Source organism: Pseudomonas sp. 2FE (assembly GCF_005503735.1).
Lineage (GTDB): Bacteria > Pseudomonadota > Gammaproteobacteria > Pseudomonadales > Pseudomonadaceae > Aquipseudomonas.
The window spans coordinates 62364-86617 of the sequence record NZ_SCMO01000001.1 but is presented as its reverse complement, the minus strand read 5'-3'; the positions used below and the strand labels follow the sequence as shown (position 1 = coordinate 86617).

General features: G+C 61.6%; 22 protein-coding genes. 4 read left to right on the top strand and 18 right to left on the bottom strand.

Annotated features, from left to right (window positions below; genetic code table 11):
• The first annotated feature begins 47 nt into the window (after positions 1-47).
• On the top strand, positions 48-1511 hold the full coding sequence (gene mltF, locus FFS12_RS00425) for a membrane-bound lytic murein transglycosylase MltF (protein WP_137885037.1): 1464 nt from the start codon (positions 48-50) through the stop codon (positions 1509-1511).
• A gap of 143 nt (positions 1512-1654) precedes the next feature.
• On the opposite strand, the gene tadA is transcribed toward mltF, so the two are convergent.
• From tadA to FFS12_RS00400, 5 genes are all read right to left on the bottom strand, one after another.
• Positions 1655-2131, bottom strand: a complete 477-nt coding sequence (gene tadA, locus FFS12_RS00420; RefSeq protein ID WP_137885036.1) for a tRNA adenosine(34) deaminase TadA — start codon at positions 2129-2131, stop codon at positions 1655-1657.
• Positions 2132-2171: 40 nt separating this feature from the next.
• The gene (locus FFS12_RS00415; RefSeq protein WP_137885035.1) at positions 2172-3545 is read right to left on the bottom strand and encodes a multicopper oxidase family protein; all 1374 of its coding nucleotides are present in this window, start codon (positions 3543-3545) and stop codon (positions 2172-2174) included.
• Positions 3546-3690: 145 nt separating this feature from the next.
• Positions 3691-5268, bottom strand: coding sequence for a glutamine-hydrolyzing GMP synthase (guaA, locus tag FFS12_RS00410; RefSeq protein ID WP_137885034.1), 1578 nt, complete (start codon positions 5266-5268; stop codon positions 3691-3693).
• A 90-nt stretch (positions 5269-5358) separates the two neighbouring features.
• Positions 5359-6828 carry an IMP dehydrogenase gene (gene guaB / locus FFS12_RS00405; protein ID WP_137885033.1) on the bottom strand — a complete coding sequence of 490 codons (1470 nt, stop codon included), beginning with the start codon at positions 6826-6828 and terminating at the stop codon, positions 5359-5361.
• Between the two features lie 159 nt (positions 6829-6987).
• Entirely contained in the window at positions 6988-7557 is a 570-nt protein-coding gene (locus FFS12_RS00400; RefSeq protein WP_137885032.1) for a sugar ABC transporter ATPase, read from the bottom strand.
• A gap of 181 nt (positions 7558-7738) precedes the next feature.
• On the opposite strand from FFS12_RS00400, the gene xseA reads away from it, so the two are divergent.
• The 3 genes from xseA (at position 7739) to leuA (ending at position 12260) form a co-directional block, all read left to right on the top strand.
• Positions 7739-9118: an exodeoxyribonuclease VII large subunit gene (gene xseA, locus FFS12_RS00395; RefSeq protein WP_137885031.1), complete on the top strand. Its 1380-nt coding sequence runs from the start codon at positions 7739-7741 to the stop codon at positions 9116-9118.
• A gap of 65 nt (positions 9119-9183) precedes the next feature.
• A complete protein-coding gene (locus FFS12_RS00390; protein WP_137885030.1) occupies positions 9184-10014 on the top strand; it encodes a peptidoglycan DD-metalloendopeptidase family protein in 831 nt (276 codons plus the stop codon).
• A 575-nt stretch (positions 10015-10589) separates the two neighbouring features.
• Complete coding sequence (leuA, locus tag FFS12_RS00385) at positions 10590-12260, top strand: 2-isopropylmalate synthase (protein WP_137885029.1); 1671 nt, start codon at positions 10590-10592, stop codon at positions 12258-12260.
• A 62-nt stretch (positions 12261-12322) separates the two neighbouring features.
• On the opposite strand, the gene FFS12_RS00380 is transcribed toward leuA, so the two are convergent.
• From FFS12_RS00380 to fdx, 13 genes are all read right to left on the bottom strand, one after another.
• Positions 12323-13117, bottom strand: a complete 795-nt coding sequence (locus tag FFS12_RS00380; protein WP_137885028.1) for an amidohydrolase — start codon at positions 13115-13117, stop codon at positions 12323-12325.
• Complete coding sequence (locus FFS12_RS00375; RefSeq protein WP_137885027.1) at positions 13105-14253, bottom strand: pyridoxal phosphate-dependent aminotransferase; 1149 nt, start codon at positions 14251-14253, stop codon at positions 13105-13107. Before FFS12_RS00375 ends, FFS12_RS00380 begins: the two co-directional genes overlap by 13 nt.
• 178 nt (positions 14254-14431) lie before the next feature.
• Entirely contained in the window at positions 14432-15901 is a 1470-nt protein-coding gene (der, locus tag FFS12_RS00370; RefSeq protein ID WP_137819527.1) for a ribosome biogenesis GTPase Der, read from the bottom strand.
• A 77-nt stretch (positions 15902-15978) separates the two neighbouring features.
• Complete coding sequence (bamB, locus tag FFS12_RS00365) at positions 15979-17130, bottom strand: outer membrane protein assembly factor BamB (protein WP_137885026.1); 1152 nt, start codon at positions 17128-17130, stop codon at positions 15979-15981.
• On the bottom strand, positions 17123-17767 hold the full coding sequence (locus FFS12_RS00360; RefSeq protein ID WP_137885025.1) for a tetratricopeptide repeat protein: 645 nt from the start codon (positions 17765-17767) through the stop codon (positions 17123-17125). The genes bamB and FFS12_RS00360 overlap by 8 nt, the downstream gene beginning before the upstream one ends.
• A 26-nt stretch (positions 17768-17793) precedes the next feature.
• Complete coding sequence (hisS, locus tag FFS12_RS00355) at positions 17794-19083, bottom strand: histidine--tRNA ligase (protein ID WP_137885024.1); 1290 nt, start codon at positions 19081-19083, stop codon at positions 17794-17796.
• A 24-nt stretch (positions 19084-19107) separates the two neighbouring features.
• Entirely contained in the window at positions 19108-20220 is a 1113-nt protein-coding gene (gene ispG / locus FFS12_RS00350) for a flavodoxin-dependent (E)-4-hydroxy-3-methylbut-2-enyl-diphosphate synthase (protein WP_137885023.1), read from the bottom strand.
• 3 nt (positions 20221-20223) lie between these two features.
• Positions 20224-21225: a RodZ family helix-turn-helix domain-containing protein gene (locus FFS12_RS00345; protein ID WP_137885022.1), complete on the bottom strand. Its 1002-nt coding sequence runs from the start codon at positions 21223-21225 to the stop codon at positions 20224-20226.
• The gene (pilW, locus tag FFS12_RS00340) at positions 21225-21983 is read right to left on the bottom strand and encodes a type IV pilus biogenesis/stability protein PilW (RefSeq protein WP_137885021.1); all 759 of its coding nucleotides are present in this window, start codon (positions 21981-21983) and stop codon (positions 21225-21227) included. The genes FFS12_RS00345 and pilW overlap by 1 nt, the downstream gene beginning before the upstream one ends.
• Positions 21984-21996: 13 nt before the next feature.
• On the bottom strand, positions 21997-23145 hold the full coding sequence (rlmN, locus tag FFS12_RS00335; protein WP_137885020.1) for a 23S rRNA (adenine(2503)-C(2))-methyltransferase RlmN: 1149 nt from the start codon (positions 23143-23145) through the stop codon (positions 21997-21999).
• A 23-nt stretch (positions 23146-23168) separates the two neighbouring features.
• The gene (ndk, locus tag FFS12_RS00330) at positions 23169-23600 is read right to left on the bottom strand and encodes a nucleoside-diphosphate kinase (protein WP_137819535.1); all 432 of its coding nucleotides are present in this window, start codon (positions 23598-23600) and stop codon (positions 23169-23171) included.
• A gap of 102 nt (positions 23601-23702) precedes the next feature.
• Positions 23703-23903, bottom strand: a complete 201-nt coding sequence (gene iscX, locus FFS12_RS00325) for a Fe-S cluster assembly protein IscX (RefSeq protein ID WP_137819536.1) — start codon at positions 23901-23903, stop codon at positions 23703-23705.
• A 10-nt stretch (positions 23904-23913) separates the two neighbouring features.
• A complete protein-coding gene (fdx, locus tag FFS12_RS00320; protein ID WP_137819537.1) occupies positions 23914-24252 on the bottom strand; it encodes an ISC system 2Fe-2S type ferredoxin in 339 nt (112 codons plus the stop codon).
• Positions 24253-24254 lie beyond the last annotated feature (2 nt).

Sequence of the window (24254 nt, the reverse complement as noted above, 5' to 3'; positions counted from 1 at the left end):
CGGCTGTCGAGATATGGTGACCTCGGTCCTTTGCGTATACTGCGCCGATGTTTGCACAAACTAAGCTCCGCAGGCGCGGCCCGAAATGGCTGCTGGCGACCGGAATCCTTCTGCTGCTCTGGGGCTGTAGCGAGCCACAGCCCTCGGCCCTAGAGCGCATCCAGAAGGATGGCGTGCTGCGCGTGGTTACCCGCAACAGCCCCGCCACCTATTTTCAGGATCGCAATGGCGAGACCGGTTTCGAGTACGAACTGGTCAAACGCCTTGCCGACGATCTCGGCGTCGAGTTGCAAATCGAAACCGCCGACAACCTCGACGAGCTGTTTGCCGGGCTAAACCAAGAGAACGGCCCCGTCTTAGCCGCCGCGGGCCTAGTCAGCAGCAGCGGCCGCCGGACCCAGGCGCGCTTTTCCCAGCCGTATCTGGAAGTGACCCCGCAAGTCATCTACCGCAACGGCCAGAGCCGCCCAACCCGCCCGGAAGACCTGTTCGGCAAACGCATCCTGGTACTCAAAGGCAGCAGTCACGCCGAGCAACTGGCCGCGTTCAAGGTGCAGTTTCCCAAACTGAATTACGAGCAATCCGATGCGGTGGAGGTCGTCGACCTGTTGCGCATGGTCGATGAAGGCGAAATCGACCTGACCCTGGTCGACTCCAATGAACTGGCGATGAACCAGGTGTACTTCCCTAATGTACGCGTGGCCTTCGACCTCGGTGACACCAGCAGCCTGAGCTGGGCGGTGGCGCCCGGCGTGGACGACAGCCTGCTGGTGGAGGTCAACGCCTTCCTCGAGCGGGTCAAACAGAACGGCACCCTGCAACGCCTGAAGGATCGCTATTACGGCCATGTCGACGTACTGGGTTATGTCGGCGCCTACACCTTCGCCAAGCATCTGCAGCAACGCCTACCGCGCTATGAGCGGCACTTCCGCCAGACGGCCCAGAGCCATGAAGTGGACTGGCGCCTGCTCGCCGCGATTGGCTACCAGGAATCGCTCTGGCAACCCAACGCCACCTCCAAGACCGGCGTACGCGGTCTGATGATGCTGACCCAGCGCACCGCCCAGGCGATGGGCGTGGCCAACCGCCTGGACGCTAAACAAAGCATCAACGGCGGCAGCAAGTACTTCACCCTAATCAAGCAGGACCTGGCCCCCGAGCTGGAAGAGCCGGATCGCACCTGGTTTGCCCTCGCCGCCTACAACATCGGCATCGCCCATCTGGGTGACGCGCGCAAGCTGGCCGAGGCCGAAGGCCTCAATCCGAACAAGTGGCTGGACGTGAAGAAGATGCTGCCGCGCCTGGCGCAAAAGCAGTGGTACCGCAAAACCCGCTATGGCTATGCCCGTGGCGGCGAGACCGTGCACTTCGTACAGAACATCCGCCGCTACTACGACATTCTCACCTGGGTCACTCAGCCACAGCTGGAAGGCAGCCAAGTGGCCGAAAGCGGCCTGCATGTTCCGGGCATCGACAAGCGCAAGCCAGACGAAACCACGCCACCGCTGTAGGCTGGGTAGCGGCGTTTTTTTGCCGAAACCCAGCGAGGACAGCGCTGGGTTTCACGAGGTGCATCCATGCACCTCGCCCTACGGACAGCTAAAGCTGTGCAAAACGGCTTTCCTGCCGTTTTGTCACTTCGCGCTACGCCAGCCTAGCCGCGGCGCGCCTTGAAAAACTCGCTCAACATCGTGCTGCACTCCTGCGCCAGCACCCCACCCTCGACCACCACCCGGTGATTGAGAAAGTCCTGGGTGAAGAACTGGCCGCGGCTTTGCACCACGCCTGCCTTTGGCTCGGTCGCCCCGTAAACCACCCGCTTGATCCGGGCATGCACGATCAAGCCGGCGCACATGCTGCACGGCTCCAGCGTCACATACAGCGTACTGCCAAGCAGGCGGTAATTCTCCAGGCTCTGCGCCGCGGCACGGATCGCCACCATCTCGGCATGGGCGCTGGGGTCATGCCGGGAAATCGGGCAATTGAAGCCGCGCCCAATGATTTCACCGTTCTGCACCAGCAGCGCGCCGACCGGCACCTCGCCCAGGCTCGCGCCCTCGGCAGCCAACGCCAGGGCCTCGCGCATAAAGCACTGATCCTGGCTACGGTCGATGATCTGCGGCTGACGCATCAGCCAAGCCCAACACAGCTATCGAGTTGCGCAAAGTTATTCACGAGCTCACCTCGATGCTGGCCATCAGGCCGGTTTCCATATGGTCGATCACATGGCAGTGGAACATCCACACACCCGGGTTATCCGCCACCAAGGCGACGCGTGCGCGCTCGTTTTTGCCGAGCAGATAGGTGTCGGTGAAGTACGGAATGATCTTCTTGCGGTCCGAACTCAGCACCTTGAAGCTCATGCCATGCAGATGAATCGGGTGCTGGTACTGGGCCATGTTGCGCAGCTCGAAGATGTAGCTCTTACCGAGCTCCAGCTTGGCGATCGGCCGATCGGCGCAGGTCTTGTCGTTGATGTCCCAAGCCTTGCCATTGATCTGCCAGAAGCTCGGCGCCGTGCCATTGGCCACATTCACCGAGACCGCCCCGACCCACTCGAAGTTGAAGCGGAGGGTTTCGGCATTGGCCAGATCCGGCTCGGGCAGCGGGTTGGCCGGCAACGCCGGCGGCCAATCGCCCGCCGCGTCTGTGCAAGCCTGCGAGCGCAGCGTCGCCAGACGCACCGGACCATTGCGCAGCGACAGCTCCTGCCCCGCGGCCGGCACTCGCAAGGCCAGATCCATGCGCATCCCCGGCCCCAGCCAATATTCCTTGCCCAGCGGCCGTGGCGCGACCGGATTACCGTCGAGCGCATAGATCCGCGCCTGCGCGTCCGGCAGGTTGAGCCGATAGGTCAAGGTGTTATCGAGATTCAGCAGGCGCAAGCGCACGACCTGGCCGGCCGGCAGCTCCAGAGTCGGCAGATGCTGGCCGCTGACGGTGGAGAAGCTCCCCGCCGTGCCACCGCGCGCCGCCTCCCGCGGGAGGCTGAACGAGGTGAAGGCGCCCTGCTCGTCGATATGCCAGGTCTTCAGGCTGAGCGTGCGCTCATGCAGGAAACCGCTTGGCTCACGCTCTTCGACAATCAGCGGCCCGACCAGGCCGTGACCCAACTGCTGGCTACTGGAAAAATGCGGGTGATACCAGTAGCTGCCGGCATCCGGGGTCTTGAACCGGTAGTCGAAATATTCGCCCGGCAGCACCGGCAGTTGCGAGACATAGGGCACGCCATCCATCTCCAGCGGCAGACGGATGCCGTGCCAGTGAATGGTGGTCGGGTGATCGAGCTTGTTGATAAAGCGCACCCGCAACCACTCGCCCTGCTTGGCGCGCAATTCCACGCCCGGCGCCTGGCCGCCATAGGCCCAGGCCGGGGTGAGATGGCCGGGTACCAACTCGAGATCCATGGGCGCGGCGATCAGTTCGTAGTCATGGTTTTGGCCATCCAGCGAGCGGCCCAACCAATAGCGCGCGCCACCGGCGCCGAACCCGACAACGGCCAGCCCGGCCAAACCACCGAGAATCTGTCGACGGGAGAAAGACATGGGTTCAGGCACCTCAAGGAAAAGGACTTCGCTGGCCCATCAGGTAATAGCGCCAACCTCTTACGGGCGGCTCACACGGGGCGGACAAGCTACACCTGGTCGCAGACAGCGATGAGGGCGATCTGGGCCGCCCTCACTGGCTACATCATTCCCACTCGATGGTAGCCGGCGGCTTGCTCGACACATCGTAAGTCACGCGGGAGATACCTTCGATTTCGTTGATGATCCGACCGCTCACCGTTTCCAGCAGCTCGTAGGGCAGGTGCGCCCAACGGGCGGTCATGAAGTCGATGGTCTCCACCGCACGCAAGGCCACGACCCAGGCGTAACGACGGCCATCGCCGACCACGCCCACCGATTTCACCGGCTGGAACACCACGAAGGCCTGGCTGACCTTGTGATACCAGTCGGCCTTGCGCAGCTCTTCGATAAAGATGTGGTCGGCACGCCGCAGTAGGTCGGCGTACTCCTTCTTCACCTCGCCGAGGATGCGCACGCCCAGGCCCGGGCCCGGGAACGGGTGGCGGTAGACCATGTCGTAAGGCAGGCCGAGCTCGAGGCCGAGACGACGGACTTCGTCCTTGAACAGCTCACGCAGCGGCTCGACCAGCTTGAGATTCATCTCCTCCGGCAGGCCACCGACGTTGTGGTGCGACTTGATCACGTGGGCCTTGCCGCTCTTGGCGCCGGCCGATTCGATCACATCCGGGTAGATGGTGCCCTGGGCGAGGAACTTGATGTTGTCCAGCTTGCAGGACTCGGCATCGAACACATCGATAAAGGTGCGGCCGATGATTTTGCGTTTCTTCTCCGGGTCGGCTTCGCCGGCCAGGTTGCCGAGGAACTGCTCTTCGGCATTGGCGCGAATCACTTTGACGCCCATGTTCTCGGCGAACATGGCCATCACCTGCTCACCTTCGTGCAGGCGCAGCAGGCCATTGTCGACGAACACGCAGGTCAGCTGATCGCCAATCGCCTTGTGCAACAAGGCCGCCACCACCGAGGAATCCACCCCGCCGGACAGGCCGAGCAACACATTGGCGCTGCCGACTTGGGCACGCACGCTGGCGATGGCGTCATCGACGATATTCGACGGCGTCCACAGCGCTTCGCAGCCACAGATCTCGAGGATGAAGCGCGACAGAATGCGCCCGCCCTGCTTGGTGTGGGTCACTTCCGGGTGGAACTGCACGCCGTAATAACCGCGGTGATCGTCGGCCATGGCGGCGATCGGGCAGCTCGGAGTGCTGGCGAGGATATGGAAACCTTCCGGCAGCACGGTGACCTTGTCGCCATGGCTCATCCACACGTCGAGACCGAGCACGCCATCGTCGTCCACATGATCTTCGATGCCATTCAGCAGGCGGGCCTTGCCGACCACATCGACGCGGGCATAGCCGAACTCCCGCAGCTGGGAACCTTCGACCTTGCCGCCCAGCTGCTCGGCCATGGTCTGCATGCCGTAGCAGATGCCGAACACCGGCACACCGAGGTCGAACACCGCTTTCGGTGCGCGCGGGCTGTTCGCCTCGTGTACCGACTCAGGACCGCCGGCGAGAATGATGCCGCGCGGGGCGAAGGCGCGAATGTCGTCATCGCTCATATCGAACGGATGCAGCTCGCAATACACGCCGATTTCGCGCACACGACGGGCGATCAGCTGGGTGTACTGGGAACCGAAATCGAGGATCAGGATGCGGTGGGCGTGGATATCGTGGACCATGGCCGTCTCTCGTAGCGGAATTCACAAACAACGCGGGGCTGCCCTGTCAAATAACAGCCACAGCCCCGGATCGAATTTCAGCGGTGGGGATTAGCCCACCCGGTAGTTCGGTGATTCTTTGGTGATCTGCACATCATGGACGTGCGACTCGGCCATGCCAGCGCCAGTGATGCGGACGAACTCGGGAGTCGTGCGCATTGCTTCAATAGTGGCGCAACCGGTGTAGCCCATGGAGGCGCGCAGGCCACCCATCAGCTGGTGGACGATGGCACTCATCGCGCCCTTGTACGGCACGCGACCTTCGATGCCTTCCGGCACCAGTTTCTCGGCACCGGCCGAGGAGTCCTGGAAGTAGCGGTCGGAGGAGCCTTGCGCCTGCGCCATGGCGCCCAGCGAGCCCATGCCGCGGTAAGCCTTATAGGAACGGCCCTGGAACAGTTCGACCTCGCCCGGTGCCTCTTCGGTACCGGCCAGCATGGAGCCGATCATCACACAGGACGCACCGGCGACTATGGCCTTGGACAGGTCACCGGAGAAGCGGATGCCGCCATCGGCGATCAGCGGCACGCCGGTGCCTTGCAGCGCGGCGGCAACGTTGGCGATCGCGGAGATTTGCGGTACGCCAACCCCGGCGACGATGCGCGTGGTGCAGATCGAGCCTGGACCGATACCGACTTTCACCGCATCCGCGCCGGCTTCGGCGAGAGCCTTGGCGGCGGCGCCAGTGGCGATGTTGCCACCAATGACCTGCACGTCCGGGAAGTTCTGTTTGACCCAGCGCACGCGCTCGATCACGCCCTTGGAGTGACCGTGGGCGGTGTCGACCACCACCACATCCACGCCGGCAGCAACCAACGCCGCGACACGATCACCGGTATCGGCACCGGTGCCCACCGCCGCGCCGACCCGCAGACGACCTTGGTCATCCTTGCTGGCGAACGGATAAGCCTTGGCTTTTTCGATGTCCTTGACGGTCATCATGCCTTTCAGCGCGAATGCCTCATCGACGATCAGGACTTTCTCGATGCGGTGCTTGTGCAGCAGCTCGCGCACCACATTCTTATCGGCACCTTCACGCACGGTGACCAGACGCTCTTTCGGCGTCATCACTTCGCGCACCTTGGCATCCAGGCGGTTTTCGAAACGGACGTCGCGGGAGGTTACGATGCCGACCAGGTCGCCATCGGACAGCACCGGTACACCGGAGATGTTGTTCTGCCGGGTCAGTTCGAACAGGTCACGCACCGTGGCGTCAGCTTCGATGGTGATCGGGTCCTTGACCACGCCCGCCTCGAATTTCTTGACCTTGCGCACTTCGGTGGCTTGCTGCTCGACGGTCATGTTCTTGTGGATGATGCCGATGCCGCCTTCCTGAGCCATGGCAATGGCCAGACGGGCTTCGGTCACGGTATCCATCGCCGCGGAAAGCAGCGGGATGTTCAGCTCGATGCCGCGGGTCAGTCGAGTCTTAAGGCTGACGTCTTTAGGCAGAACTTCGGAATAACCTGGAATAAGAAGGACGTCGTCGAAGGTTAGAGCTTCTTGACTGATACGCAGCATGGCGGGGGCTCCCGGGCGGGAAAATGGAAGCGCGCCATTATACCCACGCAGCCCCCGTGGCTCAATGCAAACCGTTAATTAGATAGCCGCCTCACCATTTAATGCGCCAACCAAGACGCTCAGCCCTGGCATAGCAGGAAAAGCCCCGGAGTGATTTGCCTAGTTACGCACCTGCACCACAGCCATCGGATAACCCAGGCGCTCGGCAAATTCCTTCAAGAAGCTTTGCTTGAAATAAGCGCCGGCCCAATTGTTGAAGATGAAACCCAGATCGGAAAAGCCGCAGGCCTGCTGGAACGGGAACGCATTGATATCGTCCTCGTATTCGCACGCTGGGCAGATGAAATTATCCGTCTCGGCCGGCATCCAGTTTTCCAGATGCTCCAGCAACACCTCGCCCACCTCCGCCCGGCATGCGGAGCAGCTCGCCAACCCGTTGAAACCCTGCATGGGCGTGAAGATGCAGCGCTTGGTGACAATCTCCAAGCCATTCACCGGGAGGCCAAACGGCAGATACTGCTCAACCGCAGCCCCGGCGGGAATATCCATGACCTGAATAGCCCCGGCGGCCACGGCATAGCCCAGCTCGCCAGGGCCCAAGCCGCATTTCGACAGTTGCCACTCGACAATATTGTTGCTCGCCAGCCAGCGCAGCACTTCCCGCGCCTTGGCCTCATGCCCGGGATAGCTGGAGATTTGCGGAACGATGATGGTCTGTTGATCACTCATGGCACAGCCTTGCTTTATCCGAAGAGAGGGCGGCGAAAAAACCAGCAGCTTAATCGCCCGCGCGGTCGGGTCAAGCTATTGCGGCCATGAGTGGCTCGCAAGCAGCCTGTCCACGCGCCGACGACCACTACGCAACGCAGCGACCTTTGGCCTGGCGCACAAAGCCTTTATGATGCCTTCCATGATTAAAGACCCCTTCCAGCGTCTCGGCCTCGATCGCGAAGTACTTACTGTCAGCCAACTCAACGGCCGCGCCCGCGTGTTGCTGGAGGACGTGTTCGCCAATATCTGGGTCGAGGGCGAAATTTCCAACCTGGCCAAACCCGCGTCTGGCCACATTTACTTCACCCTGAAAGACAGCCAGGCGCAGGTACGCTGCGCCCTGTTTCGGCAGAACGCCGCGCGCGTGCGCCAGGCATTGCGTGATGGGTTGGCGGTCAAGGTGCACGGCAAGGTCTCGTTGTTCGAAGGCCGTGGCGATTACCAGCTGATTCTCGACAGCGTCGAACCCGCCGGCGATGGCGCCTTGCGCCTGGCGTTCGAAGCGCTGAAGGAGAAGCTCAGCGCCGAAGGCCTGTTCGCCGCCGCACAGAAGATCCCGCTGCCTGCCCACCCGCAAAGGATCGGTATCATCAGCTCGCCGACCGGTGCGGTGATTCGCGACATCATCAGCGTGTTCCGCCGTCGCGCACCGCACGTCCAGCTGACCCTGATCCCCACCGCCGTGCAGGGCCGCGAAGCCACCGCGCAGATTGTCCGCGCCCTCGAACTGGCCGATGCCCGCGGCTTCGATGCACTGATCCTGGCCCGCGGCGGCGGCTCGCTGGAAGACCTCTGGTGCTTCAACGAAGAAGCCGTCGCCCGTGCGGTAGCTGCCTGCCAGACGCCGATCGTCAGCGCCGTCGGCCACGAGACGGATGTTTCGATCAGCGATTTCGTCGCCGATGTTCGTGCGCCCACCCCCTCCGCCGCCGCCGAGCTGCTGGCACCCGACTCCAGCGACCTGCAGCAGCGTCTGAACAGCCTGCAGCGCCGGTTGATCTTGCGCATTCAGGATCGTCTCGGCCGCGAACGCCTGCGCCTGGAGGGTATCACCCGTCGCCTGCGCCATCCCGGCGAGCGCCTGCGCCAGCAAGCGCAGCGCCTCGATGATCTGGACATGCGCCTGCGCCGAGCCTTCGAACGGCAGCTGAGTAATCGCCGCGAACGCCTGACCCAGCTCGATACGCGCTTGGCGGCGCAGCACCCGGGACGCGTCCTGACCCTGCTGCGCCAACGCCTGGACAGCCTGGCCGAACGCCTGCCGCGGGCGATTCGTGAAAGCCTGAAAGAGCGCCGCCTGCAGTTGCAAAGTCAGGTGCAAACGCTGCAGGCGATCAGCCCGCTGGCCACCCTTGGCCGTGGTTACAGCATCCTCCTCGACGAACGCGGCCAGGCGATCCGCAGCGCCGGGCAAACCCGCCCCGGCCAACGCCTGAAAGCCCGTCTGGGCGAAGGTGAACTGGACGTGCGCGTCGAGGACAATCATCTGACGCCGGTGACCCTTTCCCTGCTCGATTGATACGCCGTCGGCGGATGAGAAAAGCCTCATCCGCCCGACCCAGGCCTGAATTCAAGAAGAAATCCATGCGCTTACTCATCGCCCTGCTGCTCTGCCTTGCCCTGCCGGTTCACGCCGAAGGCTTCATCGGCCGCCTGCTGAACAAGCCGGTGCCCGGCGGCGTCGCCGTGGTCGATCTCGGCACCGGCAGCAGCGCCCCTACCGCCACTTATCAAGGCAAACCGGTGCTGGTGGTGCACGAGCAAGCCAGGCGCTGGATTGCCATAGTCGGCCTGCCGCTAACGGTCAAACCCGGCAGCCAGCAACTCAGCGCCAAAGATGCCAGCGGCACACGCAACCTGAGTTTCAAGGTCGGCAGCAAGCATTACGCCGAACAGCGCATCACCCTGAAAAACCAACGCCAGGTCAACCCGAACCCCGCCGACCTGAAGCGCATCGAACGCGAACTGAGCGAGCAGACCCGCGCCTACCAGAGTTTCAGCCCCGGCACGCCGAGCAACCTGCTGCTGGACAAACCGGTCAACGGCCCGCTCTCCAGCCGCTTCGGCCTACGCCGCTTCTTCAATGGCGAGGAACGTAACCCCCACGCCGGCCTGGATTTCGCCGTAGCCGCCGGTACCCCCATCAAGTCCCCGGCGGCGGGCAAAGTGATCTTGATCGGCAATTACTTCTTCAATGGCAACACGGTGTTCGTCGACCACGGCCAAGGCTTTATCAGCATGTTCTGCCACCTGTCGAAAATCGACGTGAAGCTCAGCCAGCAACTGAGCCGTGGCGGCGTGATCGGACGCGTCGGCGCAACCGGCCGGGCGACCGGCCCGCATATGCACTGGAACATCAGCCTGAACGACGCCCGCGTCGACCCGGCAATCTTTATCGGCGCCTTCCAGCCCTGAAGGCCGCATGGATAAACCCGCTATCCAGACTGCGTGAAAACTACTGCGGGCTTCGCGCGTTATACGGCGTTGAAATCAGGCTCAGACTGCTCATTTACAGCTCGTAAACTCCGCCTCCTCGCCTGCTTGACTCGCTACGCTCGCCCTGCGGGCCAGCCTTTGGCTGTTACTCCGCTTCGCTGCGTTGCGCCTTGTGACCCACATGGATGTGGGGAATGCCGTTACCCGTAGGGAACGGGTGCGGCCCTGACCTGCGCTCGCGACGATCTTGCACAGGTTCTGACGGCCGCATGGGCAAACCCGCTATCGAGCACTGAAAGACCGCGCAATTTGCGCGGCCTTTTGCGTGCCCCTCCAGAATAAAATCTCAATAAACTCACAGAAACGAACACTTATTCCATTTTTACAGCAATGCTTGCCAGCTTTAACCTAGATCGCTAGGGTTGGCAGCATGAATCTAGCCCACCGCCTCATTCTGCTGCGCCCGCGACTGCAGTGCTAAACAGCACGGCTCGCCCCTCTCTCGTTGCATAGGCAGGCCGCCGTTATCCGGCCACGACTAAAAGGATTGCCCCATGAGCATGCTCAAAGACCCGTCGAAGAAATACCGCGCCTTCCCGGCCATCGACTTGCCCGACCGCACCTGGCCGGCGAAGACCATCAGCGCGGTGCCGATCTGGTGCAGCTCCGACCTGCGCGACGGCAACCAGTCGCTGATCGAACCTATGGATGCGGTGAAAAAACTGCGCTTCTGGAAGACCCTGGTGAAAGTCGGCGTGAAGGAAATCGAAGCGTCTTTCCCGTCCGCGTCGCAGACCGATTTCGACTTCGTGCGCAGCCTGATCGAAGACGGCCATATCCCGGACGACACCAGCATCCAGGTTCTCACCCAGGCCCGCGAGGACTTGATCCAGCGCACCTTCGAGTCCCTGCGCGGCGCGAAAAAGGCCATAGTCCATCTGTACAACGCCACCTCGCCGTCCTTCCGCAAGATCGTCTTCAATCAAGACAAGCAGGGTGTGATCGACATCGCCGTGAACGCCGCCAAGTTGTTCAACCAACTGGCCGCACAGCAGCCGGAAACCCAGTGGACCTTCCAGTACTCACCGGAAACCTTCAGCGCCACCGAGCTGCCGTTCGCCGTGGAAGTCTGCAACGCGGTGCTCGACGTCTGGCAGCCGACGCCTGAGCGCAAGGTGATTCTCAACCTGCCGGCCACAGTGGAAGTCGCCACGCCGAATATCTATGCCGACCAGATCGAGTGGTTCGGCCGCAACATCAGCCGCCGCGACAGCGTGCTGATCAGCCTGCACACCCACAATGACCGTGGCACCGGTGTGGCCGCCACCGAGCTGGGGCTGATGGCCGGTGCGGATCGCGTGGAAGGCTGCCTGTTCGGCAACGGCGAACGCACCGGCAACGTCGACCTGGTCACCGTGGCGCTGAACATGTACACCCAGGGCCTCGATCCACAACTGGATTTCTCCGACATCGACGCCGTGCGCAAGGTGGTCGAAGAGTGCAACCAGATTCCGGTGCACCCGCGCCACCCCTATGTGGGCGACCTGGTGCATACCGCGTTCTCCGGCTCGCACCAGGATGCGATCCGCAAGGGCTTCAGCCAGCAGCAGGCCGATGCGGTGTGGGAAGTGCCCTACTTGCCGATCGACCCGGCGGATATCGGCCGCAGCTACGAGGCGGTGATCCGCGTCAACAGCCAGTCCGGCAAAGGTGGCATCGCCTATCTGCTGGAGCAGGAATACGGCATCAACCTGCCGCGGCGCATGCAGATCGAGTTCAGCCAGGTGGTGCAGCGGGAAACCGATCGCCTGGGCCTGGAGATGAGCGCCCAGCAGATCTACCACCTGCTCGACCGCGAATACCTGCAAGCCACGGCGCCTTACGCGCTGAAGAGCCATCGCCTGCAGGAAGAGAACGGCACCAGTGCGGTGGATCTGGAAGTCAGCGCCCATGGCGAAACCCAGCACTGGCGCGGTATCGGCAAAGGCCCGCTGGAAGCCATGGTGGCCGGCCTGCCGGTTAGCGTGGAGATCATGGACTACTCCGAGCACGCCATCGGCGCCGGCACCAACGCCAAGGCCGCGGCCTACCTCGAACTGCGCGTCAACGGCGGCCGCGCCCTGCATGGCGTCGGTATCGACGAGAACCTCACCACCGCGAGCTTCCGCGCGCTGTTCAGCGCACTGAACCGAGCCTTGAGCCAGGCCGAAGCGCAAGCCGCCTGAAGCTGACAGCGCTATAAAGCAAAACGCCGGGCAATGCCCGGCGTTTTGCTTTATAGCGCGCGTCAAGGCCTCAGATCGAAGCCATCGGCATCCAGATTGGCCGGGAAACGCTGACGGTAAGCCGCCAGCTCGGCAGCCGACAGGTTGACCTGAAAGACCCCATCGCCCTGCGCCACATCCAGCAGCGTCTCGCCCTGGAAATCCAGCACCTGGCTGTCGCCGCTATAGGCGAAACCCTTGCCGTCGGTGCCGACCCGATTGACCGCGGCCACATAACAGAGATTCTCGATCGCCCGCGCCGGCAACAGCCGGTTCCAATGCTGGCGGCGCGCGGCCGGCCAGTTGGCGGTGTAGAGCAACAAGTCGGTGTCATGCGGATCACGGCTCCACACCGGGAAGCGCAGGTCGTAGCAAATCAGCGGGCGAATCCGCCAGCCTTTCAGCTCCAACTGCACCTGCCGTTCGCCCGGGCTGTAATGCTTGTGCTCGCCGGCCATGCGAAACAGATGACGTTTGTCGTAGTGCAGCACCTCGCCATCCGGTCGCGCCCACAGCAGGCGGTTGCGATGGCTGCCGTCCGCCGCCCGGATGATCACGCTGCCGGTCAGCACGGCGTTCAAGCGCTGCGCCTGCTTACGCAACCAGGCGTAGGCGGCGCCCTCTTCCGGCTCGGCCAGGGTGGCCGAATCCATGGAGAAACCGGTGGTGAACATCTCCGGCAGGATGATCAGGTCCGCGCCACGCGCCTGCTCCAGCAAGCGCTCGAAATGCGCAAAGTTCGCCGCCGGGTCATGCCAGGCCAGCGTGGTCTGGATCAGCGCCAGTTTCAGATCGGGCAAAGCACTCAGATCGCGCATAGTTTTTCTGCCGCCTGACCCAGAGTCTCTTCGCGCTTGGCAAAACAGAAGCGCACCAGGCGCAGATCCTTGGGCGCTTGTTGATAGAACACCGAGACCGGAATAGCCGCGACCCCGTGTTCGCGGGTCAGCCACTCGGCCATCGCCAGGTCATCCAAGTCTGGACGAATCAATGAATAGTCGACCAACTGGAAGAAGGTCCCCGCCGCCCGGGTAAAGCGAAACTTCGAGCCGGCCAACAGGTCGCAGAACAGGTCGCGCTTGGCCTGATAGAACGCCGGCAACTCGCTGACATGCTCGGGGTGCTCGGCCATAAAGTCCGCCAGCGCCCACTGCAGCGGGGTCACGCCACAAAAGCTGACGTATTGATGGACCTTGCGCAGCTCGGCACTCAAGGCCGGCGGCGCCACCACGTAACCGGTCTTCCAACCCGTGACGTGGTAACTCTTGCCAAACGAGCTGACCACGAAGGCGCGCCGATACAGCTCTTCATGGCTGAGCACGCTGTCGTGCTGGGCACCGTCGAACACCAGATGCTCATAGACCTCATCGCTGAGCAGGTAGATATCGCGCCCACGGATCAACTCGGCCAGGCGATCCAGATCCGCCCGACTGATCAGCACCCCACTGGGGTTGTGCGGACTGTTGAGAATGATCAGGCGTGTGCGCGGGCTCAAGGCATCGCTGAGGCGCTGCCAGTCGAGCGCGAACGCCGGCTGGCTCAGCGGCACATGCACGCAGCGCCCACCCGCCAACTCCACCGCGGGCTCGTAGCTGTCGTAGCTGGGGTCGAAAACGATCACCTCATCGCCCGGCCGAATCAGCGCCTGGATGGCGCAGAAGATCGCCTGGGTCGCTCCCGGCGTGATGGTGACCTCATGCTCGGCGCTGACGCTGCGGCCATAGCAGCGGGCAATCTTCGCCGCCACTTGCTCGCGCAGCGCCGGCAGGCCGGTCATTGGCGCGTATTGATTATGGCCGGCCGCAACATGCCGGCAGACCGCCTCACGCAGGGCCTGCGGGCCATCGAAATCGGGAAAGCCTTGAGAGAGATTCAGCGCGCCGACTTCTGCGGCGAGCTGGGACATGCGAGTAAAGATGGTGGTGCCGACATTTGGTAACTTGCTGATGATCATCGCGCCTTCCTTTTTAACCCATCGCCGCAGCGCTTCGACCCGCGACCGCAGCGCTTGGACACCGCGCCAGTCAACGACGCGGGTCTGGCAGGATAGCGGATCGTTCGCCCATGAAAAAGGGCGCCCGGGGCGCCCTGTTCAACTGCTCACGAGCCCGGCTCGCGGTCTCCACCGACTGTCAGCGCTTGTCTTTGCGCTTCTTGTCGGCTTTTTTATGGTGCGACATCAACCGGCGCTTCTTGTTGACCTGGCGATCGGTCAGGGTGTTCTTGTTGCCTTCGTACGGGTTTTCACCGCCCTTGAACTCGATACGAATCGGCGTACCGACCAGTTTCAATACGCGCCGATAGGTGTTCTCCAGGTAGCGGACGTAGGACTTGGGCACCTTCTCCACCTGGTTGCCGTGGATCACGATCAGCGGCGGGTTGGCCCCGCCCAAGTGGGCATAGCGCAGCTTGATCCGGCGGTTGTTAACCATAGGCGGCGCGTGCTCACCGACCGCATCCTCGAGGATCTGGGTCAGGCGGCTGGTCGGCCAACGGGTGATCGCCGACTTGAACGACGCCTGCACCGACTGGTACAGATTGCCGACACCGGTACCGTGCAGCGCGGAGATGAAGTGAATGTCGGCGAAGTCGACGAAGAACAACCGGCGTTGCAGCTCGGTCTTCACATAGTCGCGCTCGCCCGGCTCCATGCCGTCCCACTTGTTCAACGCGATGACCAGCGCACGGCCGGTTTCCAGCGCGAAGCCCAGCAGGTTGAGGTCGTGGTCGACCACGCCTTCGCGGGCGTCCATGACGAAAATCACCACGTTGGCATCTTTGATCGCCTGCAGGGTTTTCACCACCGAGAACTTCTCGACCTCTTCCGAGATCTTGCCGCGCTTGCGCACCCCGGCGGTGTCGATCAGCGTGTACTTCTCGCCGTTGCGCTCGAAGGGAATATAAATACTGTCGCGCGTGGTGCCGGGCTGGTCATAGACGATCACCCGGTCTTCACCGAGCATACGGTTGACCAGGGTCGACTTGCCGACGTTGGGCCGGCCGATGATGGCGATCTTGATGCCATCCTTCTCGCTCGGGCCGGGGATACGCTTGGCTTCTTCGCCTTCGGCAACCACCTCGCCCTCGAGCGGTTCATCCTCGAGCGCATCCTTGGGGAATTCGGACAAGGCCGCTTCGAGCATCTGGCTGATCCCACGGCCATGGGCGCCGGCGATCGGCAATGCATCGCCCAGGCCCAGCGGACTGAACTCGGCGCGAGCCAGGTCCGGGTCAATGCTGTCGACCTTGTTCGCCACCAGGAAGCAACGCTTGTTGCGCTTGCGCAAGTGCTCGCCAATCATCTGGTCGGCGGCCGACATGCCGGCTTTGGCATCCACCAGGAACAGCACGGCATCGGCCTCCTCGATGGCCAGCAGCGACTGCTCGGCCATTTTCGAGTCCATACCGTCTTCGTCACCGGAAATACCGCCGGTATCGATCAAGATGTAGGTTCGCCCTTGCCACTTAGCCTCACCGTACTGGCGATCACGGGTCAGACCAGACAGATCGCCGACGATAGCGTCGCGACTCCTGGTCAGGCGGTTAAACAGGGTGGACTTGCCGACGTTCGGGCGGCCCACCAGGGCGATTACGGGAACCATACGGCCCCTCCACTCAATTTCAGAAAACACAAAGGCCGCTGCCGTCAAACGGCAGCGGCCGGACACTAGATCACAGCCTAGCGGATGGTCAGTGCGACCAGATCTCCGCTATTGCCGAAGGCATACAGCCAATCACCGACTACCAGCGGACGTGCACGCAACCCGTCGCTGTCGATACGTGTGCGGCCAACGAAACGACCATCCACCTGGCTGACCAGGTGCAGATAACCTTCAAAATCGCCGAAGGCTACGTAACTGGAGAACACTTCCGGAGCCGACAGCTGGCGACGAGCCAGAGCTTCGTTACTCCACAGCGCCGAGGCGGAGCGCTCGTCGACACTTTCAATGCTACCGTTGGCCAGGCTCACGTAAACGTTGCCGAGACCCTGGGCCAGACCGACGTTACTGGAGGCCTCGCGCTGCCAAAGAATGCGCCCGCTTTCCAGATCCAGCCCGGCAACGCGGCCCTGATAACTCACGACATAAAGCGTATTGTCGGCAAGCACCAGACCGCCGTCGATATCGACCACGCGATCCAACTCGGAACGGCCTTGCGGTACAGCCACACGCTGCTCCCACACCGGCAGACCACGCTGAGTATCCAGTGCGATCACCTTGCCGCTGGACAGACCGGCAAACGCCAAGCGGCTGGTAACGATCGGCGCACCGGTGCCACGCAGGGTCAATACGGCCGGGGTATTTTCATAGATCCAGCGCTGCTTGCCGGTGGCCGCATCCAACGCGATCAAGCGGTCATCCTGGGTCTGCACGACAACCACGTCACCATTGGTAGCCGGCGGCGCCAGCACTTCACTGGTGACCCGCGCGCGCCACTTTTCCTCACCGTTGGCGGCATCCAGGGCAATTACTTCGCCCTTCAACGTGCCCAGCAGGACCAGGCCATAACCGGCACCCACGGCACCCGAGACCGGCAACTCGAGGTCTTGCTCCCAGAGCTTGTCGCCACTGAAGCGGTTGAGTGCCAGCACTTCGCCGTTTACGTCGGAGGCGAAGATATGATCGCCATCCACCGCGGGCACCAGCATATTGAAGGAGTCGCCCTGGCCGTCGCCCACCGAGCGGCTCCACTCTTTTTTCAGCTCGACTTCTTCGGTGAAGTCGGGCAGCTCGGCCGGTGGCAGTTCCTTCTTGCTATTGCTGCTGCAACCCGCGGCCAGAACGGCCAGGGCCAGCAGTGCGGCATATTTCCAGCGCATCACGTCACGCATCCCCTTTCGCCAGGTCGTCGAGCTTCATTTGTAAACCACCCACCGCAGCTTCGTCCGACAGCGCTTCCTTGGCCTTCTCGTAGGCGGCATGTGCCTCATCGCGACGGCCCAGCTTGACCAGCAGATCACCTTTCAGTTCTTCGCGACTGGCCAGGAAGGCCTTATCCGCCTCGCCTTCCAGCAGCTTGAGCGCATCTTCGGCCTTGTTTTGCGCGGCCAACACACGGGCCAAGCGTTGGCGAGCCAACTCGCCCAGGGTGTCATCGGCCGGCTTGGCGACAACCGCTTGCAGCTCAGCCGCCGCATCGTCCAGCTTGCCCGTGTCTACCGCGACTTTAGCGACAAACAGGCTGCCGTACTGGGCGTAATGGGTGCCGCCGAAGTCTTTCTTCAGTTTGTTCGCCAGCTCAGCCACTTGGCCCGCATCCGGCTGGCCACTCGGGTTAAACGCGGTTTCCAGCAGTTGCTGGTAGACCAGCGAAGCACCTTGAGCCTGGTTGCTCTGGTACTTCTGCCAAGCCTGCCAGCCAAAGACCACCACCAGCGCCAAGGCGCCCCCGGTCAGCAGGGGTTTGCCATTGCGCTCCCACCAGTCCTTGATCAGCGCCAGCTCTTCATCTTCAGTACGCGACGTCACCCCAATACTCCTTATTCGCTGAATGCTCAAACCTGTCTCAGGCAGGCTACCAGATGCTCAGACAGAGCATCCCAGGCAATATTTTGTTGTTCGCCCTGACCACGAAGGGGCTTGAAACCTATCACTTGCTGAGCCAGCTCGTCCTCGCCCAGTACCAGGGCGAACAATGCAGCGCTCTTATCGGCCTTTTTCAGCTGACTCTTGAAGCTGCCAGCCCCGGCATTCACCTGTAAACGCAGCCCCGGCAACTGATCGCGCAAACGTTCGGCCAGCGCGAGCCCCGCCAACTCGGCCGGCTCACCGAAGGCACAGAGGTACAGATCGACCTGGCGGGAAATTTCGGCGGGTACCTGCCCCAGGGTTTCCAGCAGCAAGATCAGCCGCTCGATACCCATGGCGAAACCAACACCGGCGGACGGCTTACCGCCCATCTGCTCGACCAGGCCATCGTAACGACCACCGGCGCACACCGTGCCCTGGGCGCCGAGCTGATCGGTGACCCATTCGAACACGGTCTTGCTGTAGTAATCGAGGCCGCGCACCAACTTGGGATTGAGCACATAGGGAATGCCGGCGGCATCCAGACGCGCCTTGAGGCCGTCGAAGTGGCTCCGCGACTCTTCGTCGAGATAGTCCGCCATCTTCGGCGCATCGGCCAACAGGGCCTGGGTCTCCGGCACCTTGCTGTCGAGGATCCGCAGCGGGTTGCTGACGAGACGCCGCTTGCTGTCTTCATCCAGCAGCTCGAGACGGGCCGACAAATACTGCACCAGGGCTTCACGGTAATTCGCCCGTGCAGCGCTGCTGCCGAGGCTGTTCAACTCCAGCTTCACCGCATCGCGAATGCCCAGCAGGCCCCAGAGGCGCCAGGTCAGCAGGATCAGCTCGGCATCGATGTCCGGACCGTCGAGGTTGAATACCTCCACGCCGATTTGGTGAAACTGGCGATAACGACCTTTCTGCGGCCGCTCATAGCGGAACATCGGGCCGATGTACCAGAGTTTCTGCACCTGGCCGCCGCCGGCAATACCGTGTTCCAGTACCGCGCGAACGCAACTGGCAGTGCCTTCCGGGCGCAGGGTCAAGGAGTCGCCATTACGGTCGGCGAAGGTGTACATCTCCTTCTCGACGATATCCGTGACTTCGCCGATAGAGCGCTTGAACAGCTCGGTGACCTCGACGATCGGCATGCGGATCTGCCGGTAGCCGTAGCCATCCAGCAGGTTTGCCACAGCACCTTCGAAGTAGCGCCAGAGCGGCGTCTGCTCGGGCAGGATGTCGTTCATGCCACGAATGGCTTGTAGAGACTTGCTCACACTGAATCCTTAAAAAATTCGCTATCAGCCACGGGCGATCAGCGCCGCGTCGGCCTCGACCTTTTCGGCCGCCTTCTGGCGAATCAGTTTTTCCAACTGGTCCACCAGATTGTCATTGGTCAATTTCTGCGCCGGCTTGCCGTCGATATAGATCAGGTTATTCGGGGTACCACCGGTGAGGCCGATATGCGCCTCCTTGGCTTCCCCGGGGCCGTTGACGATACAGCCGATCACGGCCACATCGAGCGGTACCAGGAGATCTTCCAGACGCCCCTCGAGCTCGTTCATGGTCTTGACCACATCGAAGTTCTGCCGCGAGCAACTCGGGCAGGCGATGAAGTTGATGCCCCGGGAACGCAAGCGCAGCGACTTGAGGATGTCGTAACCGACCTTGACCTCTTCGACCGGATCGGCGGCCAGGGAGATGCGGATGGTATCGCCAATCCCATCGGCGAGCAGCATGCCCAAACCAACAGCCGACTTCACGGTACCCGAACGCAGGCCACCCGCTTCGGTGATACCCAGGTGCAACGGCTGCTCGATCTGCTTGGCCAGCAGCCGATAAGCCGCAACCGCCATAAATACATCGGAGGCTTTGACGCTGACCTTGAAGTCCGGAAAATTCAGGCGATCCAGATGCTCAACGTGGCGTAGTGCCGACTCGACCAAGGCTTCCGGGGTCGGCTCGCCGTATTTCTTCTGCAGGTCTTTTTCCAGGGAGCCGGCGTTAACGCCGATGCGGATGGAAATGCCCCGGTCACGCGCCGCATCGACGACCGCTCTGACGCGGTCTTCGCGGCCAATATTGCCGGGGTTGATCCGCAAGCAATCGACCCCCAGCTCGGCGACGCGCAACGCAATCTTGTAGTCGAAGTGGATGTCGGCCACCAGCGGCACCTGCACCAACTGCTTGATCTTGCCAAAGGCTTCGGCAGCATCCATATCCGGCACAGACACCCGCACGATATCGGCGCCGGCTTCTTCCAAGCGACGGATCTGCGCCACAGTGGCGGCGACATCGCAGGTGTCGGTGTTGGTCATGCTCTGCACAGCGATAGGCGCATCGCCGCCCACCGGAACAGAGCCGACCCAAATCTTGCGCGATTGGCGACGGATGATTGGAGATTCGCCGTGCATAGTTTATTGCCCCAACTTCAAGCGCGCAGTTTCGCCACTGGTAAAGAGCGCGACATCCACCACCTGACCGTTGTAACGAACTTGTGCGCCGCGCGCATAACCCAGACGCAACTCCAGAGGCGCTTTACCGCTCAACGCCAGCTTCTCGCCCCTGCGCTTCAGGCCGCTGACCAGCACTTTGCCACTGGCATCCGTCAGTTGGATCCAGCAGTCGGCGCTGAACTCAAGACCCACCATGCCTTGACCCACCGCCGCTGGCGCTGGAATTGAGGCAGGAGTAGCGGCAACAAGCGCTGGAGGGGCGACAGGAGTCACAGGCGCTGGAGTTGCGGCGACGACGGCGACCGGCGCATTAGGCACAAGCAAAGGGCTGCTAGCGGCCGGAGGTGTAGCTGCCGTGCCCGGTAGTTCCGCCTCGGGCTGCGCAGCCAACTCGGGAGACACCTCAGCCAGGCCAGGTTCGCCCGCGCTCTGAGCATCGGCTACGGCCTGATCTTCCGGCTCGTCCAGCGGGTGAATCTGCGTAGTGCCGTCGGCGCTCTCTACTTCAACGTGCTCCAGGCTGACCCCGGTCGGCTCGCCTACGCGGCCTGCCGACTGACCCTGCCACCAGAGAAAACCGACACCGGCCAGCGCTAGCAGTAAGACAAAGCTGACCAAACGCAACACGCTCTGCGACAAACGCACAGGCTCTTCGATGCGCCCCAGACCATGCACGCTACTGCCAGTGGCATCGGTCCCGGTGTAGTGGTCGAACTCCTGCACCGCCAGGCTCTGATCCATCCCGAGCAGCTTGGCATAAGCGCGCACATAACCACGGGCAAAGGTATGCCCCGGCAACTGATCGAACGCACCCGTCTCGAGTTGGCTCAGACGCTGAGTAGTCAAATTGAGCTGCGCGGCCACTTCGGCTAACGACCAGTCCCTATTTTCGCGGGCCTTACGCAGAGTCTCGCCTGGATTGCTGCGAGTCACAGTTAGAGCTTCGGGATGCACCGCTTTCATCATTGCTCCGACAGGTATTGCTGATATTCCGGCGTACCGGGATAAAGGCGCTTGAGTTGCAGGCCTAGGCTGGCGGCTTTATCCCGATCTTCGAAGATGTTGGCGAGGCGCGAGCCGAGCAGCAAGCTGCGCGCATTCTGCTCGCTCAACGCACTGAAATTCTCATAATAATCACGCGCGGGCACATACTCTTTGTTCGCAAAGAACAACTCGGCCATCTCTAGCAAGGCTCGTGGCTGGCGCTTGTTCAGCCGCAGAGAGCGCTCAAAGTATTTCTTCGCATCAGCGCGCTTATTCAGCTTGAGCGCCGTCATACCCAGATTTTCAAACACCCGCGAACGCTCGGGGTAGAGGTTATCTTGGGCCGCTTGCTGGTAACGCTCAAAAGCCTCTTGGTAGCGCCCCTGCTCAAACAGGAAGCTACCGTAATTATTCAGAAACCGCGGGTCGTTGCTGCGCTGCGAAAGCGCTTTGCGGAAATGCTCGTCAGCGAGCTCAGGCTCCATCTCGATCTGGAACAGCAGCGCGAGTGCCGCGTGCGCATCGGCATTTGAAGGATCAAGCTCCAGGGCTTTCTTCAGGGGAACCTTTGCCTGCTCGGTAGAACCTTGCTGCAGGTAGCCAATCCCAAGCTGGATATAGGCATCACGCGCTTCGTCGCGGCCTTTATCGGTTTTCATCGGATCGACGTTGCCCGTGGACACGCAAGCTACCAGTAAGCTGGCGAAAAACAGAAGCAGCGCGGCGCGCAAGGTCATAGAGATACTACCTTCAGGTTCGGTTTACAGCGGTACGGGGCGCGTCAGCCTCGTTGCTCAGCTCGCGCACGGCAATGTAGCGCTCGCTACGCCGGGTACGGTCCATGACCTGACCGACCAACTGCCCGCAAGCAGCGTCAATATCTTCGCCGCGCGTAGTGCGGACTGTGACATTGTGCCCGGCTTTATACAGCAGGTCTTGGAAGCGGCGAATGGCATTGTTGCTCGGCCGCTCATAACCTGAGAAGGGGAAGGGATTGAACGGGATTAGATTGATCTTGCAAGGCACATCCTTGAGCAGTGCGATCATCTCCTCGGCATGCTCGGGCTTATCGTTCACATCCTTAAGCAAGGTGTATTCGATCGTCAGCACACGCTTCTCGCCAAGCCGCGCGACGTAACGCTTGCAGGCCGCCAGCAAGATCGCCAACGGGTACTTCTTGTTGATTGGCACCAGCTTATTGCGCAGCTCATCGTTAGGCGCGTGCAAAGACAGCGCCAGAGATACGTCAATGACTTCGCCCAGCTTGTCGATCATCGGCACCACGCCCGAGGTGGACAGGGTCACCTTGCGTTTGGAGATGCCATAACCGAGGTCGTCCATCATCAGGTGCATGGCGGCGACCACGTTATCGAAGTTCAGCAGCGGTTCGCCCATGCCCATCATCACCACGTTGGTGATGGCGCGATCGATCTTCGCCGGCACACTGCCGAACGATTTGTTGGCAATCCACACCTGACCGATCACCTCGGCGGCAGTGAGATCGCTATTGAAACCTTGTTTACCGGTGGAGCAGAAACTGCAATCCAGCGCGCAACCGGCCTGCGAGGAGACGCAGAGGGTGCCGCGATTGCCTTGCGGAATATACACGGTCTCGACACAGCTGCCAGACGCCACGCGGACCACCCACTTGCGGGTACCGTCGGTGGAAATGTCTTCGCTGACCACCTCGGGACCGCGAATCTCGGCACAGGCCTTGAGCTTCTCGCGCAAGGCCTTGCCGACATTGCTCATGGCGTCGAAATCATCGACGCCAAAATGGTGAATCCACTTCATTACTTGACCGGCACGGAAACGCTTCTCCCCGATAGAGTCGAAGAACTGTTCCATTTCAGGCTGGGTCAGACCCAGTAGATTGATTTTGCCGGTAGCTTCAGTCATGGCCTCACCCTCGCACGTTCGCCTTAGCGAATGCGCGCGCACACTTCGGTAGCGGAGAAGAAGTAAGCGATTTCACGAGCAGCAGCAGCTTCGGAATCCGAACCGTGGACAGCGTTGGCGTCAATGGATTCGGCGAAGTCGGCACGAATGGTGCCGGCAGCAGCTTCTTTAGGGTTGGTAGCGCCCATCAGTTCACGGTTCTTAGCGATTGCGTCTTCGCCTTCCAGTACCTGGACGACAACCGGGCCGGAAATCATGAAAGCAACCAGATCGCCGAAGAAGCCACGGGCGCTGTGCTCAGCGTAGAAACCTTCAGCTTCAGCCTTGGACAGCTGCTTCATCTTCGAAGCGACGACGCGCAGGCCGGCTTTTTCGAAACGGGTAGTGATTTCGCCAATGACGTTTTTAGCAACGGCATCAGGCTTGATGATGGAGAAAGTGCGTTGAACAGCCATGTGAAACTCCAGAAACAAGGATTAAAGCCAAAAATTAAACCCGCGAATTATACGCGGGTTCAGGTTAAATGCGTAGGGCTGACGCCCGAGGGTTGAACGGGCTCAGTCGGCCTCTTCGATCCAGGCCGCCTGAATCGCCTCGAGCACCTTCTCGCCGCCGTGCTGCGGGTCATCATTGAATTCTGGCAGTGCCAGCACCCAACTGTGCAGATCGACAAAATTGACGTAACGCGGATCGACCTCCGGCTTGCTTTCCGCCAGCTGGATAGCGATTTCCAGCACATCAATCCATTTCAATGTCATACCGGAACCCTCAGTGCCTTTCCGAAACCTGGTTGATGTTGTACTTGGGAATCTCGACCACCAGATCGTCTTCCGCCACTACAGCCTGACAGGAGAGACGCGACTCAGGCTCCAACCCCCAAGCCTTATCCAGCATGTCTTCTTCAAGCTCATCGCCTTCGGCCAGCGAGCGGAAACCCTCACGCACCACGACATGACAGGTAGTACAGGCACAAGACTTCTCACAGGCATGCACAATATCAATACCGTTGCGCAGCGCGGCATCGAGGATGGTCTCGCCTGGTTGCGCGTCAATCACCGCCCCTTCAGGGCAATGATCGGCATTGGGCAGAAAAACGATCTGCGGCATCA